The organism is Paramesorhizobium endophyticum (assembly GCF_014640615.1).
GTDB lineage: Bacteria > Pseudomonadota > Alphaproteobacteria > Rhizobiales > Rhizobiaceae > Paramesorhizobium > Paramesorhizobium endophyticum.
Genome location: NZ_BMHH01000001.1, coordinates 1 through 23108, shown reverse-complemented (window position 1 = coordinate 23108; position 23108 = coordinate 1). Strand labels below are relative to the sequence as shown.

23 protein-coding genes are annotated in these 23108 nt (G+C 62.3%); 12 read left to right on the top strand and 11 right to left on the bottom strand.

Going from position 1 to position 23108, the window contains the following annotated elements; translation table 11 throughout:
* Positions 1-165 precede the first annotated feature (165 nt).
* The 3 genes from IEX53_RS00115 (at position 166) to glyS (ending at position 5444) form a co-directional block, all read left to right on the top strand.
* Positions 166-1923 (top strand): tetratricopeptide repeat protein, encoded by a 1758-nt coding sequence (locus IEX53_RS00115; protein WP_188820244.1) that lies wholly within the window; start codon positions 166-168, stop codon positions 1921-1923.
* A gap of 384 nt (positions 1924-2307) precedes the next feature.
* Positions 2308-3279 carry a glycine--tRNA ligase subunit alpha gene (locus IEX53_RS00110; RefSeq protein WP_188821051.1) on the top strand — a complete coding sequence of 324 codons (972 nt, stop codon included), beginning with the start codon at positions 2308-2310 and terminating at the stop codon, positions 3277-3279.
* Positions 3279-5444, top strand: coding sequence for a glycine--tRNA ligase subunit beta (glyS, locus tag IEX53_RS00105; protein WP_188820241.1), 2166 nt, complete (start codon positions 3279-3281; stop codon positions 5442-5444). Before IEX53_RS00110 ends, glyS begins: the two co-directional genes overlap by 1 nt.
* A 301-nt stretch (positions 5445-5745) precedes the next feature.
* Here the strand turns inward: glyS and IEX53_RS00100 are convergent, their stop codons facing one another.
* Positions 5746-6102, bottom strand: a complete 357-nt coding sequence (locus tag IEX53_RS00100; protein WP_188820239.1) for a hypothetical protein — start codon at positions 6100-6102, stop codon at positions 5746-5748.
* 150 nt (positions 6103-6252) lie between these two features.
* Here IEX53_RS00100 and IEX53_RS00095 point away from each other — a divergent pair, with 150 nt between their 5' ends.
* From IEX53_RS00095 to IEX53_RS00085, 3 genes are all read left to right on the top strand, one after another.
* On the top strand, positions 6253-7215 hold the full coding sequence (locus IEX53_RS00095; protein WP_188820237.1) for an L-threonylcarbamoyladenylate synthase: 963 nt from the start codon (positions 6253-6255) through the stop codon (positions 7213-7215).
* Positions 7216-7248: 33 nt separating this feature from the next.
* Entirely contained in the window at positions 7249-8661 is a 1413-nt protein-coding gene (locus IEX53_RS00090) for an FAD-binding oxidoreductase (protein WP_188821049.1), read from the top strand.
* 620 nt (positions 8662-9281) lie between these two features.
* Positions 9282-9848 (top strand): DUF6101 family protein, encoded by a 567-nt coding sequence (locus IEX53_RS00085; RefSeq protein ID WP_188820235.1) that lies wholly within the window; start codon positions 9282-9284, stop codon positions 9846-9848.
* Positions 9849-10035: 187 nt separating this feature from the next.
* On the opposite strand, the gene IEX53_RS00080 is transcribed toward IEX53_RS00085, so the two are convergent.
* From IEX53_RS00080 to IEX53_RS00055, 6 genes are all read right to left on the bottom strand, one after another.
* The gene (locus IEX53_RS00080; RefSeq protein ID WP_188820233.1) at positions 10036-10635 is read right to left on the bottom strand and encodes an ATP-dependent Clp protease proteolytic subunit; all 600 of its coding nucleotides are present in this window, start codon (positions 10633-10635) and stop codon (positions 10036-10038) included.
* Between the two features lie 43 nt (positions 10636-10678).
* The gene (locus tag IEX53_RS00075) at positions 10679-11026 is read right to left on the bottom strand and encodes an SRPBCC family protein (RefSeq protein ID WP_188820231.1); all 348 of its coding nucleotides are present in this window, start codon (positions 11024-11026) and stop codon (positions 10679-10681) included.
* A complete protein-coding gene (locus tag IEX53_RS00070; RefSeq protein ID WP_188820229.1) occupies positions 11023-11337 on the bottom strand; it encodes an ArsR/SmtB family transcription factor in 315 nt (104 codons plus the stop codon). The genes IEX53_RS00075 and IEX53_RS00070 overlap by 4 nt, the downstream gene beginning before the upstream one ends.
* A 259-nt stretch (positions 11338-11596) precedes the next feature.
* Positions 11597-12346, bottom strand: a complete 750-nt coding sequence (locus IEX53_RS00065; RefSeq protein WP_188820228.1) for a crotonase/enoyl-CoA hydratase family protein — start codon at positions 12344-12346, stop codon at positions 11597-11599.
* Between the two features lie 185 nt (positions 12347-12531).
* Complete coding sequence (locus tag IEX53_RS00060; protein WP_188820226.1) at positions 12532-14295, bottom strand: acyl-CoA dehydrogenase family protein; 1764 nt, start codon at positions 14293-14295, stop codon at positions 12532-12534.
* 107 nt (positions 14296-14402) lie between these two features.
* Positions 14403-14726: a DUF1330 domain-containing protein gene (locus IEX53_RS00055; RefSeq protein ID WP_188820224.1), complete on the bottom strand. Its 324-nt coding sequence runs from the start codon at positions 14724-14726 to the stop codon at positions 14403-14405.
* Positions 14727-14838: 112 nt separating this feature from the next.
* Between IEX53_RS00055 and IEX53_RS00050 the strand changes: the two genes are divergently transcribed.
* Entirely contained in the window at positions 14839-15636 is a 798-nt protein-coding gene (locus tag IEX53_RS00050) for a helix-turn-helix domain-containing protein (RefSeq protein ID WP_188820222.1), read from the top strand.
* Positions 15637-15651: 15 nt separating this feature from the next.
* Here IEX53_RS00050 and purD read toward each other — a convergent pair whose 3' ends face one another.
* Positions 15652-16935, bottom strand: a complete 1284-nt coding sequence (purD, locus tag IEX53_RS00045) for a phosphoribosylamine--glycine ligase (RefSeq protein WP_188820220.1) — start codon at positions 16933-16935, stop codon at positions 15652-15654.
* 59 nt (positions 16936-16994) lie between these two features.
* On the opposite strand from purD, the gene ubiA reads away from it, so the two are divergent.
* Entirely contained in the window at positions 16995-17996 is a 1002-nt protein-coding gene (ubiA, locus tag IEX53_RS00040) for a 4-hydroxybenzoate octaprenyltransferase (RefSeq protein WP_188820218.1), read from the top strand.
* A 23-nt stretch (positions 17997-18019) separates the two neighbouring features.
* On the opposite strand, the gene IEX53_RS00035 is transcribed toward ubiA, so the two are convergent.
* The 3 genes from IEX53_RS00035 to pdxH form a co-directional block, all read right to left on the bottom strand.
* Entirely contained in the window at positions 18020-18520 is a 501-nt protein-coding gene (locus IEX53_RS00035) for a GNAT family N-acetyltransferase (protein ID WP_188820216.1), read from the bottom strand.
* On the bottom strand, positions 18521-18805 hold the full coding sequence (locus IEX53_RS00030; RefSeq protein WP_188820214.1) for a type II toxin-antitoxin system TacA family antitoxin: 285 nt from the start codon (positions 18803-18805) through the stop codon (positions 18521-18523).
* 62 nt (positions 18806-18867) lie between these two features.
* The gene (pdxH, locus tag IEX53_RS00025) at positions 18868-19488 is read right to left on the bottom strand and encodes a pyridoxamine 5'-phosphate oxidase (RefSeq protein ID WP_188821047.1); all 621 of its coding nucleotides are present in this window, start codon (positions 19486-19488) and stop codon (positions 18868-18870) included.
* A 62-nt stretch (positions 19489-19550) separates the two neighbouring features.
* On the opposite strand from pdxH, the gene IEX53_RS00020 reads away from it, so the two are divergent.
* The 4 genes from IEX53_RS00020 (at position 19551) to IEX53_RS00005 (ending at position 22919) form a co-directional block, all read left to right on the top strand.
* Positions 19551-19991 (top strand): RT0821/Lpp0805 family surface protein, encoded by a 441-nt coding sequence (locus IEX53_RS00020; RefSeq protein WP_373288519.1) that lies wholly within the window; start codon positions 19551-19553, stop codon positions 19989-19991.
* Positions 19992-20167: 176 nt separating this feature from the next.
* Positions 20168-21097 carry a DnaJ C-terminal domain-containing protein gene (locus IEX53_RS00015; protein ID WP_188820210.1) on the top strand — a complete coding sequence of 310 codons (930 nt, stop codon included), beginning with the start codon at positions 20168-20170 and terminating at the stop codon, positions 21095-21097.
* Positions 21098-21442: 345 nt separating this feature from the next.
* On the top strand, positions 21443-22261 hold the full coding sequence (gene fabI / locus IEX53_RS00010; protein WP_188820208.1) for an enoyl-ACP reductase FabI: 819 nt from the start codon (positions 21443-21445) through the stop codon (positions 22259-22261).
* A gap of 67 nt (positions 22262-22328) precedes the next feature.
* Positions 22329-22919, top strand: a complete 591-nt coding sequence (locus tag IEX53_RS00005) for a histidine phosphatase family protein (protein ID WP_188821045.1) — start codon at positions 22329-22331, stop codon at positions 22917-22919.
* Positions 22920-23108: the final 189 nt, after the last annotated feature.

Here is a 23108-nt window from a genome sequence, read left to right as displayed (position 1 = left end):
TTGGTCTGCTACGCTGGCGATTGACGAAAGCGGAACTCTCTTGGTCAATCTCCCCCCTTGTGGGGGAGATGCCCGGCAGGGCAGAGGGGGGTGTCTGGCACCTGCATTCCCATTCTGACCTAGAATGCTCCAAGCAACCATATTCAAACGAAAAGGAATAACGGAATGCGGCGAAGCCCGATCTACGGTTCTCTCTACGGATTGCTTCTGGCCGCAACCGTCAGCATGGCCTGGCCCGCGCCGGACGCGCTGGCCAAAACGGGCAACGCGCTGACGCCCATCCGCACCGGCTCCTTCGCCGGAGCCTATCTCGCGGGCCGGGTCGCCGAGAGCGACAATGATCTCTCCGCCGCCGTCGCCTATTATCGCCAAGCGCTGGCTTTCGACCCCTCCAACCAGTCGATGAAGCAGGATCTGCTCATCACGCTCCTCACCGATGGCCGGTTCAGCGACGCGCTGCCGCTGGCCGAGGAGTTGAAGAACGTGCCGGAAGTGGAGCGCTTCTCCCGCGTTGCGCTCGCCATCGACGCCATCACCCGCAAGCAATACCGCAAGGCCGGTCCGCTGCTGATGCTCTCGTTGCAATCGGACATGGACCGCCTTTCCACAGGTCTGATGTCGGCCTGGGCCACTTTCGGCACCGGCAAGACGAAGGATGCGCTGGCCGCCATCGACAAGCTCGAAGGGCCGGAATGGTACAATCTCTTCAAGACCTATAATTCCGCCCTGATGGCCGACGCTGCCGGCGACAAGACTGCCGCCGCCAAATTCTATCAGGAAGCCTTCGACGACCGCACAGGCGGCGGGGCCGCGCCCGATACCTATGAGCGTGTGGTCGAAGCCTATGCCTCGTTCAAGGCGCGCAGCGGCGACCGGCAGGGCGCGGTCGAACTGCTCGACCAGGCGCAGGAACTGCTGTCCGGCCGGCTGGCGCTCAGCGAATTGCGCGCCAAGCTGGAGCGGGGCGAGCGCTTGAAGCCGCTCGTCGCCACGCCGCAGCAAGGCGCGGCGGAAGTGCTCTACACGCTCGGCACCGCGATCAATCGCGGCGGTGCCGAAGCCTTCGCCAAGCTCTATCTCCAGATGTCGCTGCCGCTGCGCCCGAACGACGACGCCACGCTGTTCCAGCTGGGCGACATCGCCGCCAAATTGCAGCAGCCGCAGAAGGCTATCGAATATTACGCCAAGGTGCCGAAGGATTCGGTCTACCGGCGCGATGCGGAAATGCAGCTTGGGCTGAACCTTGCCGAGACCGACAAGACCGACGAAGCGGTCAAGCATCTGAAAGTGCTTGTCGATCAGGATAAGACCGATATGCGCTCCTATCTGGCGCTGGGCGCGGTCTATGTGCAGAAGAAGGATTTCCGCAAGGCCGCCGAAACCTATGACGCGGCGGTCAAGATAATCGGCACACCGACGCAGGAAGACTGGGGCCTTTTCTACCAGCGCGGCATCGCCTATGAGCGCCTGAAGGAATGGGACAAGGCGGAGCCGAATTTCCGCCAGGCGCTGAAGCTCTATCCGGACCAGCCGCAAGTGCTGAACTATCTCGGCTATTCCTGGGTGGACATGAACATGAACCTCGAAGAGGCGCTCGGCATGATCCGCAAGGCGGTCGAGCTGCGCCCGCAGGACGGCTACATCGTCGATTCGCTGGGCTGGGCCTATTACAAGCTCGGCCGCTACAATGAGGCGGTGACGGAGCTGGAAAAGGCCGTGAAGCTGCGCCCCGAGGACGCGACGATCAACGATCATTTGGGCGACGCCTACTGGCGCGCGGGCCGCAAGCTGGAAGCGACGTTCCAATGGCGCCACGCGCTGGCATCGAAGCCCGAGCCGGAGGAAATCGTCAAGATCGAAGCCAAGCTGAAAAGCGGCCTGCCGGCGGAGGATGGGCGCAAGGCGGCGGAGGTGAAGGAGTAGGGCGCGCCTTTCCCTCCCCCTTGCGGGGGAGGGTGGCCGAAGGGTCGGGTGGGGTCGTAAAGGCAGCGCGCTATGGTCGGCGTTGGCACGTAATTGTCGCCCACCCCCCTCTGCCCTGCCGGGCATCTCCCCCACAAGGGGGGAGATTGGCCTTCATCGGTGACGGCACTTTATTCTGCAACATTGGCGATTAGCGAAAGCGGAACTGACATCCAATCTCCCCCCTTGTGGGGGAGATGCCCGGCAGGGCAGAGGGGGGTGAGAGGAAGCGCGCGAGGATGGCCAGCCGGTCACTCCCGCTTGACCCTGCAAGGCTGACAAACTAGGACGTGGCATCCTGATTTTTCACGAGGCCCGCCCGTGTCATCCAATCTGCCCGACCATATGCATCCGACGCGCTCCTTTCAGGGGCTGATCCTGACGCTCCATAATTACTGGGCGCAGCACGGTTGCGTCATTCTCCAGCCATACGACATGGAAGTGGGCGCGGGCACGTTCCATCCGGCGACGACGCTGCGCTCGCTGGGGCCGAAGCCATGGAAGGCGGCCTATGTGCAGCCTTCGCGCCGCCCCAAGGATGGCCGCTATGGTGAAAACCCCAACCGGCTCCAGCATTATTACCAGTATCAGGTGATCATCAAGCCATCGCCGCCCAACCTGCAGGAGCTTTATCTCGGCTCGCTCAAGGCCATCGGTCTCGACCCGCTGCTGCACGATATCCGCTTCGTCGAGGACGATTGGGAAAGCCCGACGCTGGGCGCCTGGGGCCTTGGCTGGGAGTGCTGGTGCGACGGCATGGAAGTGTCGCAATTCACTTACTTCCAGCAGGTCTGCGGCATCGAATGCGCGCCGGTCTCGGGCGAGCTGACCTATGGCTTAGAGCGCCTCGCCATGTATGTGCAGGGCGTCGACAATGTCTATGATCTGAACTTCAATGGTCTCGAAGGCGACGAGAAGGTCACCTATGGCGACGTCTTCCTGCAGGCCGAGCAGGAATATTCGCGCTACAATTTCGAGATGGCGAATACGGATGTGCTGCACCAGCACTTCATCGACGCCGAAAAGGAATGCGCGGCCATTCTGAAGGCCGGCTTCACCGGCGAGATGTCGCTGCATAAACAAGAGGCGGGGAGTGCCGAAGGCACGACAGGGACATTACATAAATGCGTCTTTCCTGCCTATGACCAGTGCATCAAGGCGTCCCACGTGTTCAACCTGATGGATGCGCGTGGCGTCATCTCTGTGACCGAGCGTCAGAACTATATCCTGCGCGTGCGCAACCTCGCGCGCCAATGCGGCGAGGCCTTCCTCAAGACCGATGCGGGTGGCTTTAACCATAAGAACGAGGCTGCGTGATGCCCGATTTGTTGCTCGAACTTCGCAGTGAAGAGATCCCGGCGCGCATGCAGCGCAAGGCTGCGGGCGACCTAAAAAAGCTCGTCACCGACGGCCTTGTCGAGGCGGGGCTGACCTATGAGGCGGCGCGCGAATATTGGACGCCGCGCCGGCTGACGCTCGATATCAGGGGTCTCACCATCCGCTCCAAGGATGTGCATGAGGACATCAAGGGCCCATCCGTATCGGCCCCCGAACAGGCCGTTCATGGCTTCCTGCGCAAGGCTGGATTGAGCGATGTTTCGCAGGCCCATGTCCACACCGACCCGAAGAAGGGCGATTTCTACGTCGCCCACATCACCAAGCCGGGTCGCGCGGCGGAAGAGATCATCGCCGAACTGATCCCGCAGGTGATCCGCGATTTCCCCTGGCCGAAATCCATGCGCTGGGGCGCGGCCTCCGCCAAGCCCGGCTCACTGCGCTGGGTGCGCCCGCTGCAATCGATCCTCTGCACCTTCGGTCCGGAAACCGAGGAGCCGGTGGTGGTCGATTTCGCCGTTGACGGCATCCGCTCCGGCAATGTCACCTATGGCCACCGCTTCATGAGCGATGGCGAGCCGATCACCGTCCGCCGCTTCGATGACTATGTGACCAAGCTGGAAAAGGCCAAGGTCGTGCTCGATGCGGATCGCCGCAAGGAGATGATCCTCGACGACGCCCGCAACCTCGCCTTCGCCTCCGGTCTTGAACTGGTCGAGGATGAGGGGCTGCTGGAGGAGGTTTCCGGCCTCGTTGAATGGCCCGTCGTGCTGATGGGCGCCTTCGAGGAGGAATTTCTGGCAATCCCGCCGGAAGTCATCCGCCTCACCATTCGCGCCAACCAAAAATGCTTCGTCACCCGCAAGCAGGGTGAGAGCGAAGCGCTCTCCAACCGTTTCATCCTCGTCTCCAACATCGAGGCGAAGGATGGCGGCCAGGAAATCGCCTATGGCAACGGCAAGGTCGTGCGCGCCCGCCTGTCCGACGCGCTCTATTTCTGGAAAACCGACCAGGCCGATCTGCCCGATGTGGAGAAGCTGAAAGTCTCGGCGGAGAAGCTCGGGCTCGATCTGAAAAAGCCGCTCGACCAGCGCATGGCGCGGCTGGATAGCCTGGACGTGACCTTCCACGCCAAGCTCGGCACGCAAGGCGCGCGCGTCGAACGCATCCGCCGTCTCGCCCGTGAAATCGCTCCCATCGTCGGTGCCGATCCTGCTCTGGCCGAACGCGCCGCGGTCCTCGCCAAGGCGGATTTGCAGACCGAAGTCGTCGGAGAGTTCCCCGAATTGCAGGGCGGCATGGGCCGCAAATATGCACTCCTGCAAGGCGAGCATGAATCCATCGCCGCCGCCATCGAGGAGCATTACAAGCCCCTCGGCCCCAGCGACCGCGTCCCGCGCGATCCGGTATCGATTGCGGTAGCTTTGGCGGATAAGCTGGATACGCTCGTCGGCTTCTGGGCCATCGACGAAAAACCGACAGGTTCGAAGGACCCCTTCGCGCTGCGCCGCGCTGCGCTCGGCGTAATCCGGCTGGTGCTGGAGAATGGTGTTCGGATGGCGCTTGGCCAAACGTTCCGTCTCTCATTGAATGGCTATTCGCAAGCCGACAAGGCGGAAGCGGTCTTGGCCGACCTCCTGTCCTTCTTCCACGACCGCCTGAAGGTCTATCTCAAGGACGAAGGCGCGCGCCATGATGCCATCGACGCAGTACTGTCGCCCGACGCGGATAACCTTCTACTCATCGCCCGCCGCGTCGAAGCTTTGATCTATTTCATCAACACCGAGGATGGCAGGAACCTGCTGGCCGGCACCAAGCGCGCCGCCAACATTCTTGCCGCCGAGGAAAAGAAGGGTACGCGGGTCGCCGAAGCCGTCGATCCCGCGCTTTTGCGCGAGGAAGAGGAGACGGCGCTCTTCGCCGCCATCGGCGAGGCGGAAAAGGATGCAGGACAGGCGATCGAAGCGGAAGATTTCTCCGGCGCAATGCTGGCCCTTGCCAAGCTGCGCGGCCCGGTCGATGCCTTCTTCGAGAAAGTGCTCGTGAACGACGAAGACGAAAAAATCCGCGCCAACCGCCTGGCATTGCTTGCGCGTATCCGCGAGGCGACGGGCAGGGTGGCGGATTTTTCGAAAATCGCGGGGTGAGTTCGCGCCCTCCTTCCCCCTTGCGGGGATTGAGGAGCGTTCGGCCGAAGGCCGAGGAAAAGCCAACGATTTGGCTTTTCCAGCGACGAAACCCGCGTTAGCGGGCGGATGGGGGTGGTGACGTTTGCGCTTTCTTCAAAGACCGTAGCGCCGCGTCACCACCCCCACCCGACCCTTCGGGCCACCCTCCCCGCAAGGGGGAGGGAGGAGCGCGCACCGCATCTCACCCACTTCTTGCGCGTCGGAGCGGAAAGCCAGCCATAAAGCAGGCCGGTATCGATAAGAAATTCTGGATGGGGCTCTAGTCCAGCCCCGTCCTCAACCGCACATCCCCCAGCGCCGCCTCCGGCAACGCCCCCACCGCCATCGCATCCACACCGGCAGCCTGCTGCGTCGGCAAATCCTGCCCCTGCATCCGCGCCATATACTCCCGCGCCCGCTTGCGCCGTGCCTCGAGCGCCGCGCGCTTTGCTTCAGCCGCTGCCTTCTCCGCCTCGCACGTCTTGCAGATTGGATTGCCCGCTTCATCGACCCCGTCAAAGCCGACATAATCGATGGAGCGGATACGGTCCGGCAGCCCCGGCGTCTCGATGGAACCGCCCGCATGAACAGGCGTGGCAATCACCAACGCCATCATGGCAATGAATCGAAATGACATTATTCGTCCCCCGCATGGACCCACATGCAGATGTCCTAGCATCCGGACATTTCCATCCCGTCTCCGCGATATTTCAAATTTTACCGATTACGCGCCCTTCTTGCGCCGCGTCCTGCCCTTGTGTAGGCAAAGGGCGACAGGAGCACAACAGTGGCCGATATCGCGAAAATCGATGACGAGGCGCTCGCCTGCGCGGCGCGGATCTTGGGCGATGGCGGGCTTGTCGCCATTCCCACCGAGACAGTTTACGGCCTTGCCGCCGACGCCACCAATGGCATGGGTGTAGCTAAGATCTTCGAGGCCAAGGGTCGCCCGCGCTTCAATCCGCTTATCTGTCATGTGTCGAGCGTCGCCATGGCCGAGCGCTTCGTTGAAATCGATCCGCTCTCCCGCTGCCTGATCGACGCCTTCTGGCCGGGCCCGTTGACGCTGGTTCTGCCCTTGAAGGAAACCGCCGCCGTCCATCCGCTGGTCACGGCGGGACTCTCCACGCTCGCGGTACGCATGCCGCGCGGGCCTGTGGGTGAAATCATCGCCATGCTGGACCGCCCGCTCGCCGCTCCCAGCGCCAACACCTCCGGCCGCATCAGCGCGACGAGCGCGGAAGCCGTGGCCGACGATCTGGGCGCGAAACTGGACATGATCCTCGACGCCGGCCCATGCCCGGTCGGGCTGGAATCGACCATTATCAAGGTGGAGGGCGACACGATATCGCTGTTGCGCCCCGGCGGTCTGGCTGCGGAAGAGATCGAGGCGCTGACGGGCCGAAAACTCCATCGGCTCGACCAGCGCGCCGCGATCCAGGCCCCCGGCATGCTTGCGTCCCATTATGCCCCCCGCGCCGCCATGCGCCTCAATGCGCGCGAAATCGAACCCGGCGAGGCGCTGCTGGCCTTTGGGTCGACACGAGCCAAGGGTGCGGAACAGGCCTCGCATCTTCTTAATCTCAGCGAAACGGGGAACTTGCGCGAAGCGGCCGTGCATCTCTTTGATTACATGAAGCGTCTCGACGCGGCGGGCGCTGGCGTCATCGCTGTCGAGCCGATCCCCCATGACGGGCTGGGCGAAGCCATCAACGACCGTCTCGCCCGCGCCGCCGCGCCGAGAGAATAGAATAAGGTAGGTATCATGACGTTACAGCCGGCAATTCCCGATAACGCCGTTCTCGACCGTTTCGCCGCCATTGTCGGCGAGAAGAATGCGGTCCGCGACGCCAACGACATCGCGCCCTACCTCGTCGAGCAGCGCGACCTCTACCATGGCCGCGCTGCGATGGTGCTGCGCCCAGGCTCGACGGAGGAAGTTGCGCAAATCCTCAAGCTCGCCACAGAGACCGGCACCCCCATCGTTCCGCAGGGCGGCAATACCGGCCTTGTCGGCGCGCAGCAGCCCGATGGCAGCGGTCGCGCGATCATCCTGTCGCTGTCGCGCATGAACCGTATCCGCAACATCGACACCGCCGGCCATCTGGCGACTGTGGAGGCGGGCGTGGTGCTGAAAAACCTGCAGGATGCGGCGGCGGAAGCGGGCCTGCTCTTTCCGCTCTCGCTCGGCGCGGAAGGCTCCTGCCAGATCGGCGGCAATCTTTCCTCCAATGCGGGCGGCACGGCGGTGCTCGCCTATGGCAACACGCGTGAGCTCTGCCTTGGGCTGGAGGTGGTGCTGCCGACCGGCGAGATTCTCGAGGATTTGCGCTATGTGAAGAAAGACAACACCGGCTACGATCTGAAGGACCTTTTCATCGGCGCGGAAGGCACGCTTGGCGTCATCACTGCTGCCGTCATGAAGCTTTACCCGCAGCCCAAGGGCAAGGGCGTCGCCTATGCCGGTTTGAAAAGCCCTGATGATGCGCTGAAGCTGCTGGGCCTTGCTGCGGAACATGCCGGGCCCGCGCTCACTGGCTTCGAACTGATGCCGCGCATCGGCGTGGAGTTCACCGTGCGCCATGTCGAGGGCGTGCGCGACCCGCTGGAAAACCCGCATGATTGGTATGCGCTCATCGATATTTCCTCCTCACGCTCGTCCGACGATGCCCGCGCCGTCCTCGAAACGATCCTGACGGAAGCCTATGAGGCGGGCCTGGTACAGGACGCGGCGATTGCCGAAAGCGTCGCTCAAGAAAAGATGTTCTGGAAAATGCGCGAGGAGATGTCCTGGGCGCAGAAGCCCGAGGGCGGCTCGATCAAGCATGACATCTCCGTGCCCGTCGCCTCCATCCCCGCCTTCATCGAGGAAGCGGGCAGCGCGGTAGAGGAGATGATCCCGGGCGCGCGCATCGTCTGCTTCGGCCATATGGGCGACGGCAATCTGCATTATAACATCTCGCAGCCGGTAGGCGCCGACAAGCAGGCCTTCCTCGCCCACTGGGGCGAAGTCAACCACCGCATCCACACCATCGTCGCGCGCTATGGCGGCTCTATCTCCGCCGAGCATGGCATCGGCCAGCTGAAGCGCGAGGAACTCGTGCATTTCAAGAACCCGGTGGCGCTGGCCTTGATGAAAAAGATCAAGGCGGCATTCGACCCGGCGGGAATCATGAATCCGGGCAAGGTGATCTGAGTTTTCTTCCGAAGGGATTCGGAAAATTACGCGGGATGCGTACGCTGATCTTGAAACTACGCATGTTGCGTAGTAAATTACCGAAGTGAGCTGGGAGATTTCTCCCCCAGCCCAACGCTTAGATGAAGATATGAACCCGCACGATAGCTTGCCAGCCCGTGCGGGTTTTCTTTATCGTCAGCGTGATCCTGATGGTTATGCGCATCAGTTTCACTCCGTTCGAGGGCGAGGCGCTCGCCTGCGCTGGCGTAGCCCATCTTCGCCAGCGCGTCGGGGCTGGCTCCCGACGCCTGCTGCTTCCGCTCTCGATTTCGCGACATTAGAACAAGTGTAATAAAATTGTGAAGAAGTTTTTCTTCAGCAGTTTATAAACAAGTTAGGCGCAATGGCCCGCCTGATGCTTACCAGAACCTTACACCCGGTTTCATTCTGCTAACCATCTGCCAAATCAGGAAAATTTAACTGAACTAATTAAGCGCTCCGGTAATAAAGCGCGCTTATTCTCTCAGTCAACGAGGCCGGGAACGGCCCGAAGATAAGCGGGAGACCGGAAAACCGGCACCGAGACGGCAGGGAGACCGGAACACCGGCTCTCAGGAGAGACAGAGGCGTACAGAAACATGATGAACCAAGGGCTGAAGCCAGTTTGGGCAGGCCGCGAATTGCGGCTCGATCCTTTTCAATTCCCGCAGGTGGTGACCTACGCCGCGCGGGATGAGGAGGGCGATGTCACCTTCACCATTACCGAGCGCGGCGCGGTGATCCGCCGCATTCTGCCGGAAAGCGGGGTGCCCATGTCCATTGCTCTGCCCGCCCGCGCGTTTCAGGGCGTTACGGCCCGCGCGGTGGAAGATGAGTTTGGCGGTATCACCGTCACGCTGGAACTGATGCACGCGGATCCGCAGCTGTCCGTGCCGCTTCTGGTGGCGCATGACCTCGATGACGTGGCCGCCGACTGGCGCGCCTGGTCCGCCGCCTTCAACCTGCCCATGATGCTGGTGGAAGAAGACGGCGTCGCCCGTCCGCTCGAGGAAAGCATGGGCCCGGTCGGCGTCTCGCAGCCGCAGCCGCGCCGCCAGGGCCAGGAACCCCGCCGCCGCCGCCCCCGCTTCCTCGCCCGCCGCAAGACCGGCAATCTGGGGGTGCGGCTGGTGGTGTCGGGGACGGAGATTATTGCGCGGAGGTAGGACGCTCCTCCCTCCCCCTTGCGGGGAGGGTGGCCCGAAGGGTCGGGTGGGGGTGGTGACGTTTACTCTATGTCTCCAGCAAAAGCGCAAGCGTCACCACCCCCATCCGCCCGCTAACGCGGGCACCTTCCCCGCAAGGGGGAAGGAGGGCGCGAGCCCGTCCACAAGGCAGTTATCCGACTGCGCTTTACTCCTCCCGAACCCTCAGCACCCGGTCCACCAGCCCCCATTCCACGGCTTCTTCCGCCGTCATGAAGAAGTCGCGGTCCATGGCTTTTTCGAATTCTTCGTAGGATCGCCCGCAATGCTCGGCGTATAACCGGGTCATCCGCTGCTTGGTTTTCAGCGCTTCCTCGGCATGGATGAGAATGTCGGAGGCTTGCCCTTGATACCCGCCCAAGGGCTGGTGGATGTGGATGCTCGAATTGGGCAGGGCGACGCGCTGGCCGGGTTCGCCCGCCATCAGCAGGAATGATCCCATCGAGCGCGCCGTGCCCATGCAGAGCGTATGCACCGGCGCGCGGATGAGGCGCATGGTGTCGTACATGGCAAGGCCGCTGGTCACCACGCCGCCGGGCGAATTGATATAGAGGTGGATCGGCTTCTTCGGGTGCTCCGCCTCCAAAAACAGCAACTGCGCGCAGACGAGCGCCGAAACGGTGTCGTTCACCTCTCCGTTCAGGAAGATGATCCTTTCGCGAAGAAGACGGGAATAGATGTCGAAGGACCGTTCCCCTCTTGAGGATTGTTCCACGACCATGGGGACGAGTTGCATCGCTTCGCGCATCGGCGAACTCCAATCTTCAAATGTTGGCGTATGTCCTGCCGCGTCAGGCGGCGAGCATGAGGACCGGGCTGTTGCTGTTGGCCGCGGTCGGTTCCATCCGCTTGCCCCTTATGCCGGTCACCTCATGGATGACCCGCAGGCAAGTCCCGCCATTGTCGTTCGGGGCGATGCGGAAGGTGACGAGGCTTTCGGTGAAGGGCGCTTCCGTCTCCCGCATCCGGTAGCTGACTTCTTCGCCCTGCGTCACGCTGGCTGCCTCCATATCGGCCAGCGCGGCATCAGGCAGCCAGTTCTGCCGGAATTCGGGAATGCTGATCGCGCGCCAGACCTTGTGCGGCGGCTCGGCGAGCTCGAATTCCATCTCTATGGTATCGTCCTGTTCGGCGCTCATTGATCCATATCCTTCAGCAAGACCTTGAGCGCTTCGATGCGCTGCGGCCAGTAGGCGCGATATTTCGCCAGCCAGTCGGCGATGAGCGCCAGCCCCTCGGGATCGACCTCGTAATTCACGAAACGCCCCTGCCGCTGTTCTTTCACAAGCCGGGCGCTCCGCAGAACCGAAAGATGCTGTGACATCGCCGGCTGGCTGATCTCCATCCCCTCCCGCAAAGCGCTCGCATTCATGCTGCCCGCGGCAAGCTTCTCGAAGATCGCGCGGCGGGTGGGGTCGGCAAGGGCTCGGAATATGTCGGTGTCTGTCATGAATCACAGATAAGCATAGACTTATGTGATTCGCAAGGGAGGGATTTGCAGATTGTTTGGAGGGTAGCGCGTGGAACACCCCCCTCTGTCCTGCCGGACATCTCCCCCACAAGGGGGGAGATTGGGCTTCATTGATGATGGCACTCTATTCTTTAACGTTGGCGATTAGCGAAAGCAGACCTCACAGCCAATCTCCCCCCTTGTGGGGGAGATGTCCGGCAGGACAGAGGGGGGTTACTGTCCCGCCAACATTTCATTTTCACCGCTTCTTCGCCAAAAACGCCGCCACCGCCTCGCGCGCTTCCTGCGAAGTCAACCGCTCTGCGAAATGCCGGGCCTCCCGCGCAATGCGGTCCCCAACCGGCTCATCCGGCCCGCGCAGCAGCGCCTTGGTGATCTGCATCGCCTCTGGAGGCCGGGCAGCAATGGCGCGGGCGGCTTCGAGCGTGGCTTGTTCAAGCTCTTCCGCCGGGACGATGCGATGAACGATCCCGGCTTCCTTCGCCGCTTCCGCCGAAAACCCTTCGCCCAATGCCAGCAGCGCAAACGCCTTCTGATAGCCCATCAAACGGGGAGCCAGCAGGCTCGACGCCGCCTCCGGCACAAGGCCCAGATTGACGAAGGGTGTGCGGAACAGGGATTGAGGCGTGGCGAAGGTCAGGTCGCAATGGAGATGGATCGTGGTGCCGATGCCGATGGCAAGGCCGTCCACGCCCGAGACAACAGGCTTTTTCGCGGTGGAAAGCGCGTTCAGAAAATCGAGCACCTCCGCGCCGAGGCTCCCTCCGCTCGCCGCAGCCATGAAATCCTGCATGTCGTTTCCGGCGGAAAACGCGCCGGGCGCGCCAAAAAGCACATGGACACGGACGGCATCGTCCGCATCGCCCTTGCGCAGCGCCTCGGCCATGGACGCATACATGGCGCGGGTGAGGGCGTTTTTCTTCTCGGGCCGCGCCATGCGGATGATCTGCACCGCGTCCTGCCGTTCGATGTGGATGTGTTCGGACATGAGAGTTTCTCTCCTTGATGCGCCGGTTCCGGCTATGCGCCCTCCTTCCCCCTTGCGGGGAAGGTGCCCGCGTTAGCGGGCGGATGGGGGTGGTGACGTTTGCGCTTTGGCTGGAGATAGTGGCGTAAACGTCACCACCCCACCCGACCCTTCGGGCCACCCTCCCCGCAAGGGGGAGGGAGGAGTTAGTCCCGCAAGGCTGCGCCGGCGGCGATGAGGCTCGCAGCGCCGTTGATGACACGATCCTTCAGCGCCGCCGTTTCATTCAGCAAATTCTCCGCATAAAACCGGCAAAGCGCCGCGCGGGTCGCATCGTCATCCACCAGCGCGCCCTTGGCGAGGTAAGCGCCGCCGGCAGCCAGCCCGAACAGCCGCAGATAAGGCGTCGCGCCGCTGAGCGCATCTGTAAGGAGACCGTCACCGAGCGCCTGTTGCAGGTAAGTTGTCGTTTCTTCCAGATCGGCAAGCGCGGCGGAAAGGCAGGCGGCGCTGTTGCCGAGATCGGCGCGGTTGCTCGCCGCTGCTTCATCCGCAATCGCCCGCAACTCCGCGATATAGCCCCTCACATGCTCGCCCTTGTCGAGCGGCAATTTCCGCTGCACCAGATCGATGGCCTGAATGCCGTTGGTGCCTTCATAGATCGGCGTGATGCGCACGTCGCGCAGCAGCCGCGCCGCGCCGGTTTCCTCGATGAAGCCCATGCCGCCATGCACCTGAATGCCGAGCGAAGCGGCCTCGACGCCAATATCCGTGCCAAAAGCTTTCGCAACCGGTGTCAGCAGGCCCGCGCGGTCGGCCCAATGCCGCGCTTCGTCTGTGGATACGCGCGCCATATCGAGCGCATGGGCGCAGGCATAGGCGATGGCGCGGGCGGCTTGCGTCAGCCCTTTCGTGGTCAGCAGCGTACGCTGGATATCGGGATGCTCGATGATCGGGCTCATGCCTTCGCCTTTGAAACCAGGCGCGCGGCCCTGCCGCCGCTCTTTCGCAAAGGCCAAAGCCTTTTGATATGCCGCTTCCGCCACCGCCACGCCCTGAATGCCGACGAGCAGGCGGGCATTGTTCATCATCGTGAACATGCAGGCGAGGCCGCGATTTTCCTCGCCGATGAGCCAGCCCTTCGCGCCTTCGCCCGAGGTGCCGTCGCCATAGATCATGGTGCAGGTGGGGGAGGCGTGAATGCCGAGCTTGTGCTCAATCCCTGCGCAATAGACTTCGTTGCGCTTGCCCGGCGTACCATCCGCATCGGGAATGAATTTCGGCACGAGGAACAGCGATATGCCCTTGGTCCCGGCGGGCGCGCCGGGGAGGCGGGCCAGCACCAGATGGACGATATTGTCCGTCATGTCGTGCTCGCCATAGGTGATGAAGATCTTCTGGCCGAAGATGGAATAGGTGCCGTCGCCGTTACGATTCGCGCGTGCCTTCAGAGCGCCAAGGTCAGAGCCCGCCTGCGGCTCGGTCAGATTCATCGTGCCAGTCCATTCGCCGGAGATGAGCTTGGGCAGATAAAGCGCCTTCAATTCGTCGGACGCGTGCTTTTCCAGGGCTTCCACCGCGCCCATGGTCAGCGTTGGCGCGAGCGCGAAGGCGAGGGAACCGGAATTCCACATCTCCGACACTGCGACGGAGAGCATGGTCGGCAGGCCCTGTCCGCCATAGGCTTCATCGCCTGTCAGAGCGTTCCAGCCGCCCGCGGCCCAATCGGTATAGAGCTCCTTCCAGCCCGGCGCGGTGGTAACGTTTCCGTTCTCCAGCTTGGCTCCATGCTTGTCCCCCGCTTCCGCCAAAGGCGCGATCCGCTCTTCCGCAAATTTCCCGGCTTCGTCCAGAATGGCATCGACCAGATCGCCGGAAAGCTCGCCGAACCGCTGATTGTCAAGCGCCTCCTCCAGCCCCGCAACCTGCTTCAGCGTATGGGCGATATCCTTGATGGGGGCGCGATACATGACATCTCCTCCGGTGCCGGGCGGATCGCAGCGCGAACGCCCGGCGAGTTTTCTGCCTCGGAGAAGAGCTATCGGCTTATTACGTAAACGTCAATAATCCCGGCGGCCTATCCGGCCAGTATGTCCGTCGCCTTGTGATCCTCGTCCACACCATCGAGCAGGACGACGCTGCCCTCCGAATTGTCGGTGCGCAGATGCACGATCTTCTGGTAGGCGGGGGAGGCGTACCAGTCGCGGGCATGGTCCATGTCCGGGAAGGCGATCATGACGAGATCGGCGGGCCATTCGCCCTCCAGAACGGTCTTCCTGGCGCCGTGGATGATATAGCGTCCACCGAAAGGCTTCAGGGTTTCGTCGATTCTTTCGAGATATTCGACGATTCCGGGACCCATGGTGACATTGTGCAGGAGGGCGGCGGCATAGGCGGTCATGATTTGGTTCCTTTCGGCTTGATTGAACGAGCCGAATATTGCGGGCGGCGCGCGGCAAGTCGATTACATCCGAGGTAATAGAATTCATCCGCAATCATGATAGTTTGCGCCTATGACCCAGACATCAGCATCATCAGGAAATCTCATCCAGTCCTGGCGCCGCAACCGGCGCTTGAGCCAGTTGGACCTTGCATCCGAAGCCGGCATCTCCCAGCGGCATTTGAGCTTCGTGGAATCCGGGCGCTCGCAGCCGAGCCGGGAAATGGTGCTGCTTCTGGCCGAGCACCTCGCCATTCCCATGCGCGAGCGGAATGCGCTGCTGCTCGCCGCCGGTTATGCGCCGGTCTATCGAGAACGCGCGCTCGATGATCCCGACTTGAAAACGGCGAGGGAGGCGGTCGATCTCATTCTGAGGGGACATGAGCCGCATCCGGCGCTCGCTGTGGACAGGCATTGGAATCTCATCTCCGCCAACCGCGCCATTGAGTTTCTCATTCAAGGCGTGGATGAGGCGCTGCTCTCGCCGCCGGCCAATGTCCTGCGCCTCAGCCTCCACCCGAAAGGGCTGGGTCCGCGCATCGTCAATTACCGCCAATGGCGCGCGCATGTGATCGAACGGCTCAAGCGGCAGATGGATCATCTGCCTGACGCGGCGCTGGCGAAGCTTGTCGAGGAGATCAAGTCCTATCCGGTGCCGGCCGGCGCGAAGCCCTACAGGGAGGATACGGCCCTCGACGCTATCGCCGTGCCTTTTGTCCTTTCCACCGGCAAGGGCACGCTGTCATTTATTTCCACCACAACCGTCTTCGGCACGGCAGTCGATATCACGCTGTCGGAGCTCGTGATCGAATCCTTCTTTCCTGCTGACGAACAAACGGCGGAAATGATGCGGCAGGTCGCTGCTCCTTAGAAAAAGTCGAACAGGTTAACTACCCGACTTTTCCCGCTCCACCGCGCGCCAGCCAATGTCGGACCGATAGAAGCCCCCGGGCCAGTCGATGGCCTTCACTGCCGCATAGGCTTTTTCCTGCGCGTCGAGCACGCTCTTGCCCGTAGCGGTGACGTTGAGCACCCGCCCGCCATTGGCGACGAGCTGGCCGTCCTTCACCGCGGTGCCGGCGTGGAAGATCTGCACATCGGGCAGTTTCGCGGCTTCTTCGATGCCCTCGATCACGCTGCCCTTGTCCGGCGCGGCAGGGTAGCCCTTCGCGGCCATCACCACGGTCAGCGCCGGGTCTTCGCTCCAGCGGATCGAGACCTGGTCGAGCAGCCCATCGGCGGCGGCATTCAAAAGCAGAAGCAGATCGTCCTTAAGCCGCATCATCAGCACCTGGCATTCGGGGTCGCCGAAGCGGGTGTTGTATTCGATGAGCTTCGGGCCATCCCTGGTAATCATCAGCCCGGCGAAAAGAATGCCGGAGAAGGGCGCGCCGATCTCGGCCATGCCCCGCATGGTCGGCTCGATGAGTTCGCGCATGGTGCGCTCGACCATATCAGGTGTCATGACCGGGGCAGGGGAGTAAGCCCCCATGCCGCCCGTATTGACGCCGGTGTCGCCGACGCCGACGCGCTTGTGGTCCTGTGCGGTGCCCAAGGGCAGGGCCGTCTTGCCGTCGCAGAGGCAGAAGAAGCTCGCCTCCTCGCCGTCGAGATATTCCTCCACCACCACTTCCGCTCCTGCGGACCCGAACGCACCCTCGAAACAGGCGTCCACCGCGTCGAGCGCATCCTGAAGCGTCATGGCGACCACCACGCCCTTGCCCGCCGCAAGCCCATCCGCCTTGACGACGATGGGCGCGCCTTGCTCGCGGATATAGGCCTTGGCCTTCGGCGCATTGTTGAAACGGCCATAAGCGCCGGTCGGTATATTGAAGCGGGCGCAGAGATCCTTGGTGAAGCCCTTCGAGCCCTCGAGCTGCGCGGCAGCCTTGGACGGACCGAACACCTTGATCCCGGCGGCGCGCAAATCATCGGCAAGGCCGGCGACAAGCGGCGCTTCCGGGCCGACGACCACGAGGTCGATATTCTTCTCCTTGCAGAATGCCGCGACCGCGGCATGGTCGGCCACATCGAGCGTCACGCAGGTCGCCGCCTCGGCGATGCCGGGATTGCCGGGGGCGCAATAGAGCTGATCCAGCACCGGCGAGGCGGAAATTTTCCATGCCAGCGCGTGTTCGCGTCCGCCTGAGCCGATCAACAGGACTTTCATGGGCCTTGCTCCCTACGGGTTAGAAGACTAGGACATGGGCAACATCAAGGGATATTGTCATGGCGCCCGACGAACTACACGGAACGATTCAGTCGCGCAATGCACAAGGCCGCGTCATGGACGCGCCATCGGGCCATTGGGTCTACCGCGCCCTGCCGCGCTGGGTGTGGCCCTATGCGCAGCTTGCCCGCTGGGACCGGCCCATAGGCTGGCAGCTGCTGCGCTGGCCCTGCTGGTGGTCGACGGCACTCGTGGCGGCAGCGGGAGCAAAGCCCGGTGCAGATATATGGAATTTACTTCCCTCGCCATGGCATCTTCTCCTGTTTCTTGTCGGCGCTATGGCCATGCGCGGTGCGGGATGTACCTATAATGACCTCGCCGATCAGGACATCGATGACAAGGTGGCGCGCACCCGCTCGCGTCCTTTGCCTTCCGGGCAGGTCACACGCCGTCAGGCCAAGATTTTCATGATCCTGCAAGCGTTTGTCGGCCTCCTCGTGCTTCTCCAGTTCAACATTTTCACAATCCTGCTGGGGTTGGCCTCGCTCATCGTCGTCGCGGTATACCCTTTCATGAAGCGGATCACCGACTGGCCGCAATTGGTGCTTGGGCTGGCGTTTTCATGGGGTGCGCTGATGGGCTGGGCGGCGGACAAGGGCAGCCTCGCTCTCCCACCGCTGCTGCTTTATGCCGGGGCGATCCTCTGGACCATCGGCTACGACACCATCTACGCCCATCAGGACAAGGAGGACGATGCGCTGGTCGGCGTCCGTTCCACCGCCCGCCTGTTCGGCTCCAGGACGAAGGAGGCGCTGCTCCTGCTCTATGGCGGCGCGCTGGCGTTGTTCCTCGGAGCATTCGCTGCGGCGGATGTCCCCTTTCCAGCGCTTGCCGGACTCCTTGCCGCCGGCGCCCATATGTATCGCCAGATCGCCACGCTTGATATCGACAATCCTGATCAATGCAAGAAGCTGTTCCTGTCGAATAATACCGTCGGCTGGCTGATCTTTCTCGGGCTGGTTCTGGGCACGCTCTGGGTGGCGGTGAAGCCGGTCGTTTAGTGAGATAGGGAAGCTGTTCTATCTCATTTCCCTTCCAGCCAGAGACGCACATCCTGAATTGAGCGCATGAGCACGGACGGGTTATCCCGTGCTGCGATGAAGCCCCAGCTCTGCCAATAGCGTTCGGCTTCAGCGTCGATCGCCCTGACAACCACGGCCCGGCCTCCGACAATATCGGCTCCGGCAATGCATCGCCGCAACGCATCCTTGACCAGCCCGCCGCCAATTCCCTGTCCCGCGTAGCGCCGATCAACCGCGAGCTGGCCTATGAGAAGACACGGGATGGGATCCGGCGGACGGTCGGTGCGGATCGCACGAGGCGCGCTGTTCGGCTGGATCACAGTCGGGGCAAGCCCGTAATAGCCGATGACAGCTCCGTCATCATGAACCACCAGTACACGGGTGAATCCGCGGCTTTGATTGATATGCGCAAAGCCTGTCAGCCACGCATTGAGCGCTGGCTTGCCGCAATCGAATGCGTCGATCCTGTGCGTATCGTTCAGCAGTTCGATACCCGAAAGCACCTAGCGCTCCCAGGGCGCAGACCGCCGCAATCGCTCGGCGACCTTCGGCGAAGGCGCTTCGGCGGGAGCGGAAATCGCCTGCATGAAAGCGTCATAGGCGTCGGGGGAAAGCCGAATAACGCTCTCGTTGAGGATCGCCGTTTGCGCCTCGCTGAGCGCCGCGCGGCGCATGAACTCGGTGCGTGACAGGCCAAGCAGCTCGGCGCCCCGGTCGATGATGGTCAGGTCATCGTCTCGAAACCGCATCGAAACGGGCGTTTCCTTTCTCGGCGCTGTGCTTCCCATGGTGCGCTCCTGTGCTGCTTATATACCCAGAATACGCCGATGTAATGCAGAGCGCAATACACTTATGGATAGAGCCGCGTCTTCTCCCATCCGCCCTCCGGTGCCTCCCGCGTGAACACCACGCGGTCGTGCAGGCGGAAGGGGCGGTCGTGCCAGAACTCGATGGAGACGGGCTTGAGCCGGAAGCCGGACCAGTGCGGCGGGCGGGGGATTTCGCCGATGGCATGGCGCGCGGTGTATTCGGCGACGGCCTTTTCCAGCGCGAAGCGGCTTTCGAGCGGGCGCGATTGCTTGGAGGCCCATGCGCCGATGCGGCTGCCGCGCGGGCGCGAGGCGTAATAGGCGTCGGCCTCCGAATCGCTCACCTGTTCGACCGGCCCGCGCACGCGCACCTGGCGGCGCAACGACTTCCAGTGGAAGCACATGGCGACCTTCTGCTGGCCCAGAATCTCGCGGCCTTTCTGGCTTTCATAATTTGTGTAAAAGACGAAGCCGTGCTCGTCAAAGCCCTTCAAAAGCACCATTCTGACGTTCGGCATGCCGTTTTCGTCCACGGTTGCCAGCGCCAGCGCGTTGGCATCGTTGGGTTCGGATTTCGTCGCGTCGGAAAGCCATGTGGCGAAGAGTTGAAACGGCTCTTGCGCCTCAGTAAAGTCACCGCTTGTTAACTCCGTATCGCCCATAATTTCCGCCTCGTCAGTATCAGCAAAAGGGAAAGGCATTGGCATCCAGGAATGCGCGCCCCATTCGAGTTTCCGCAGCGTCTCATGCGGCCAGAACATGCCGCCTCTCGGCGGTGTTGACGCTTGGCGTCCTTGCCGGCTGCGCTATGAAGGGGTTCAGCATCGAGAGCGCCGTTCCCGATAGTGCGACCATTACCGGCTCCGTCCCCGCAGCGCAACAGGGCGAGCCCGACAAGGGCAAGCTCTCCGACCAGGCAGCGGTGCGCAATATCGTCTCGGCGCTCGATTTCCGCAAATGGGGCGAGACGCCCATTCCCTGGGCCAATCCCGAGACGGGCAGCCAGGGCACCATCACCACTGTGGCGGAAACGAAGAACGAGACCGGCCTCTGCCGCCGCTTCCAGACCTCGCGCGAGGCGTTCGACGGCGTTTCGATCTATAAGGGCGAGACCTGCCTCGAAAAGGACGGCGCGTGGATGCTGAAATCCTTTGCGCCGATTTGAGCGGACGCAAGGGATAGTTTGGTAACTAAGCGGCGGATTTTCCATGGCAATCTGGAAGTTTCGCCGGTCAATACGCATATTTGAGCATGATCCCGAAAAGTTGCAGACTTTTCGAATAAGATCATGCGGCTAAAACAAGTGCGATTTTCAGGATTTCTTCCGCAACGAGGAACAATATGCGCGATCCCTATAGCGTGCTGGGCGTCGCCAAAACGGCGAAGCCCGAAGACATAAAATCGGCATACCGCAAGCTCGCCAAGAAATATCATCCCGACCAGAATCCGGATGATCCCAAGGCGAAGGAGCGCTTTGCCGAGGCAAGCCAGGCCTATGACATCCTCTCCGACAAGGAGAAGCGCGGCCAGTTCGACCGCGGTGAGATCGATGCCGAGGGCAAGCCGGCATTCCAAGGCTTTCATCCGGGCGCGGGGAGCGACCCCTTTGCCGGATTCGCGCGTCAGGGCGCCGGTGGCCGCAACACACATTTCGAATTCCGCACTGGGCCGGGGGGCGGCTTCGGCCAGGGCGGGTTTGCCGGAGCGGAAGACATCCTCAACGACCTCTTCGGCGGAGGCGCGGCAGGCGCGCGGGCGCGCGGTCGTCCGGCAAAAGGCGCGGATCTGGCGGCTTCCATCGACATATCGCTGGAGCAGGCCGCCGGCGCGGAGAAGGTCGAGGCGGTTTTCCCCAACGGCAAGCGTCTGGCGATCAAGCTGCCGAAATATGTCGAGGATGGCCAGACCATCCGCCTGAAAGGGCAGGGCGAGCCTATGCTGGGCGGCTCGCCCGGAGACGCGCTGGTGACGATCCACCTGAAGCAGCATCCGCGCTTCGAACTGAAAGGCCGCGACCTCCATCTCGACCTGCCGGTGCCGCTGGCCGACGCGGTGCTGGGCGCGCGCATCGAGGTGGAAACGCTCGACGGCCGCGTGGCGGTCAAGGTTCCGGCATGGTCGAGTTCCGACCGGGTGCTGCGTTTGAAGGGCAAGGGCCTGCCTCAGAAGGTGGGCGAACGCGCCGATCTTTTCGTGCATGTCCGCGTCATGCTGCCTGAAGGCGGCGATCCGGAACTGGAGGCGTTGATGGAGAGGCGGCGCGCGGCTTGAGGCGCGCGCCCTCCTTCCCCCTTGCGGGGATTGAGGAGCGTTCGGCCGAAGGCCGAGGAAAAGCCAACGATTTGGCTTTTCCAGCGACGAACCCCGCGTTAGCGGGCGGATGGGGGTGGTGACGTTTGCGCTTTTGCTGGAGAATATGGTGTAAACGCCGCCACCCCCACCCGGCCCTACGGGCCACCCTCCCCGCAAGGGGGAGGGAAAACTCCCGGTTACACCCCGTTATATCAAGTTTCTGATAAATCCCGGCTTTTTCGTCCGCTCTTGCTTGAAGCCCGAGCGCGGCTATGCAATACGGCGCTTATGTCGCTTCAGAACAATTTTGACGAGGGTCGGGTAATGACCGCCAAATCTGGTTTGTTGCAGGGAAAACGCGGCCTTATCCTTGGCGTCGCGAACAACCGCTCCATCGCCTGGGGGATCGCCAAGGCCGCCCACGAGGCGGGTGCGGAGCTTGCGTTCACCTATCAGGGCGAGGCGCTGAAGAAGCGCGTGGAGCCGCTGGCCGAGGAGCTTGGCGCTTTCGTCTGCGGCCATTGCGATGTCTCGGACGCCGCCACCATCGACGCCATTTTCGAGACGCTCGAAAAGAAATGGGGCAAGCTCGATTTCGTCGTCCACGCCATCGGCTTTTCCGACAAGGACGAGCTTACGGGGCGCTATGTCGACACCTCGGAAGCCAATTTCTCCAAGACCATGCTGATCTCGGTCTATTCGCTGACGGCCATCGCCAAGCGCGCCGAGAAGCTGATGACCGATGGCGGCTCGATCCTGACGCTGACCTATTACGGCGCCGAGAAGGTGATGCCCAACTACAACGTCATGGGCGTTGCCAAGGCCGCGCTGGAGGCGAGCGTCAAATATCTCGCCGTCGATCTGGGCCCGCAGAACATCCGCGTCAACGCCATTTCGGCCGGGCCGATCAAGACGCTCGCGGCTTCGGGGATCGGCGATTTCCGCTATATCCTCAAATGGAACGAGTATAACGCGCCCCTGCGCCGTACCGTCACCATTGAGGAAGTAGGCGATGTCGGCCTCTATTTCCTCTCCGACCTGTCGCGCTCGGTGACGGGCGAGGTGCACCACGCCGATTCCGGCTACCATGTCGTCGGCATGAAGGCCGTCGACGCGCCGGACATCTCGGTCGTCAAGGATTAAGGCAGGATCCCGAAAAGTTGCAGACTTTTCGGATAAGATCGTGCGGCAGAAAAAGGGCAGGTCTGCTGTGATACGAGACATCATCTACTTCTCGCGTCACGGCGAGACGGACTGGAACGTGTCGCAACGCATCCAGGGGCAGATCGATATCGATATCAACGCCCATGGCCGCGCGCAGGCCGACCGCAATGGCGACATGCTGAAATCGCTGATCGGCACGGGCGCCGGTTTCGATTTCGTCGCCAGCCCGCTCCGGCGCACCCGTGAGACCATGGAGCGTATCCGCGCCCGTATGGGCATAGACCCTTACGCCTTCCGCACCGATCCGCAATTGATGGAAGTCAATTTCGGCGACTGGCAGGGCTACATGCTCGAAGACATTGCCGCCGAGCGGATCGACCTGGTCGAGGCCCGCGCCCGCGACAAGTGGAACTTCGTGCCCCCAGGCGGCGGGGCGGAAAGCTATATGATGCTGGCCGGGCGCATCGGCCATTGGCTGGAAAGCGTGAAGCAGCCCACCGTCTGCGTCACCCATGGCGGCTGCATCCGCACGCTGTTTTATCTCATCGAGAAAATGGACGGCCACGAAGCCGCCAACCTCTCCATCCCGCAGGATCGTCTGCTGCGGCTGGAGAATGGGAAGCTGACGTGGATTTAACAGCGCGACGCTCCTCCTTCCCCCTTGCGGGGAAGGTGCCCGCGGAGCGGGCGGATGGGGGTGGAGACGGGTGCGCTCGATCCTGAGCCACCCCCACCCCGCTCACTTCGTTCGCGACCCTCCCCGCAAGGGTAGGGGAATCGCACATGAGTATAAAAGCGTTGTTGCAAGTTAGCGGAAAATAGATTC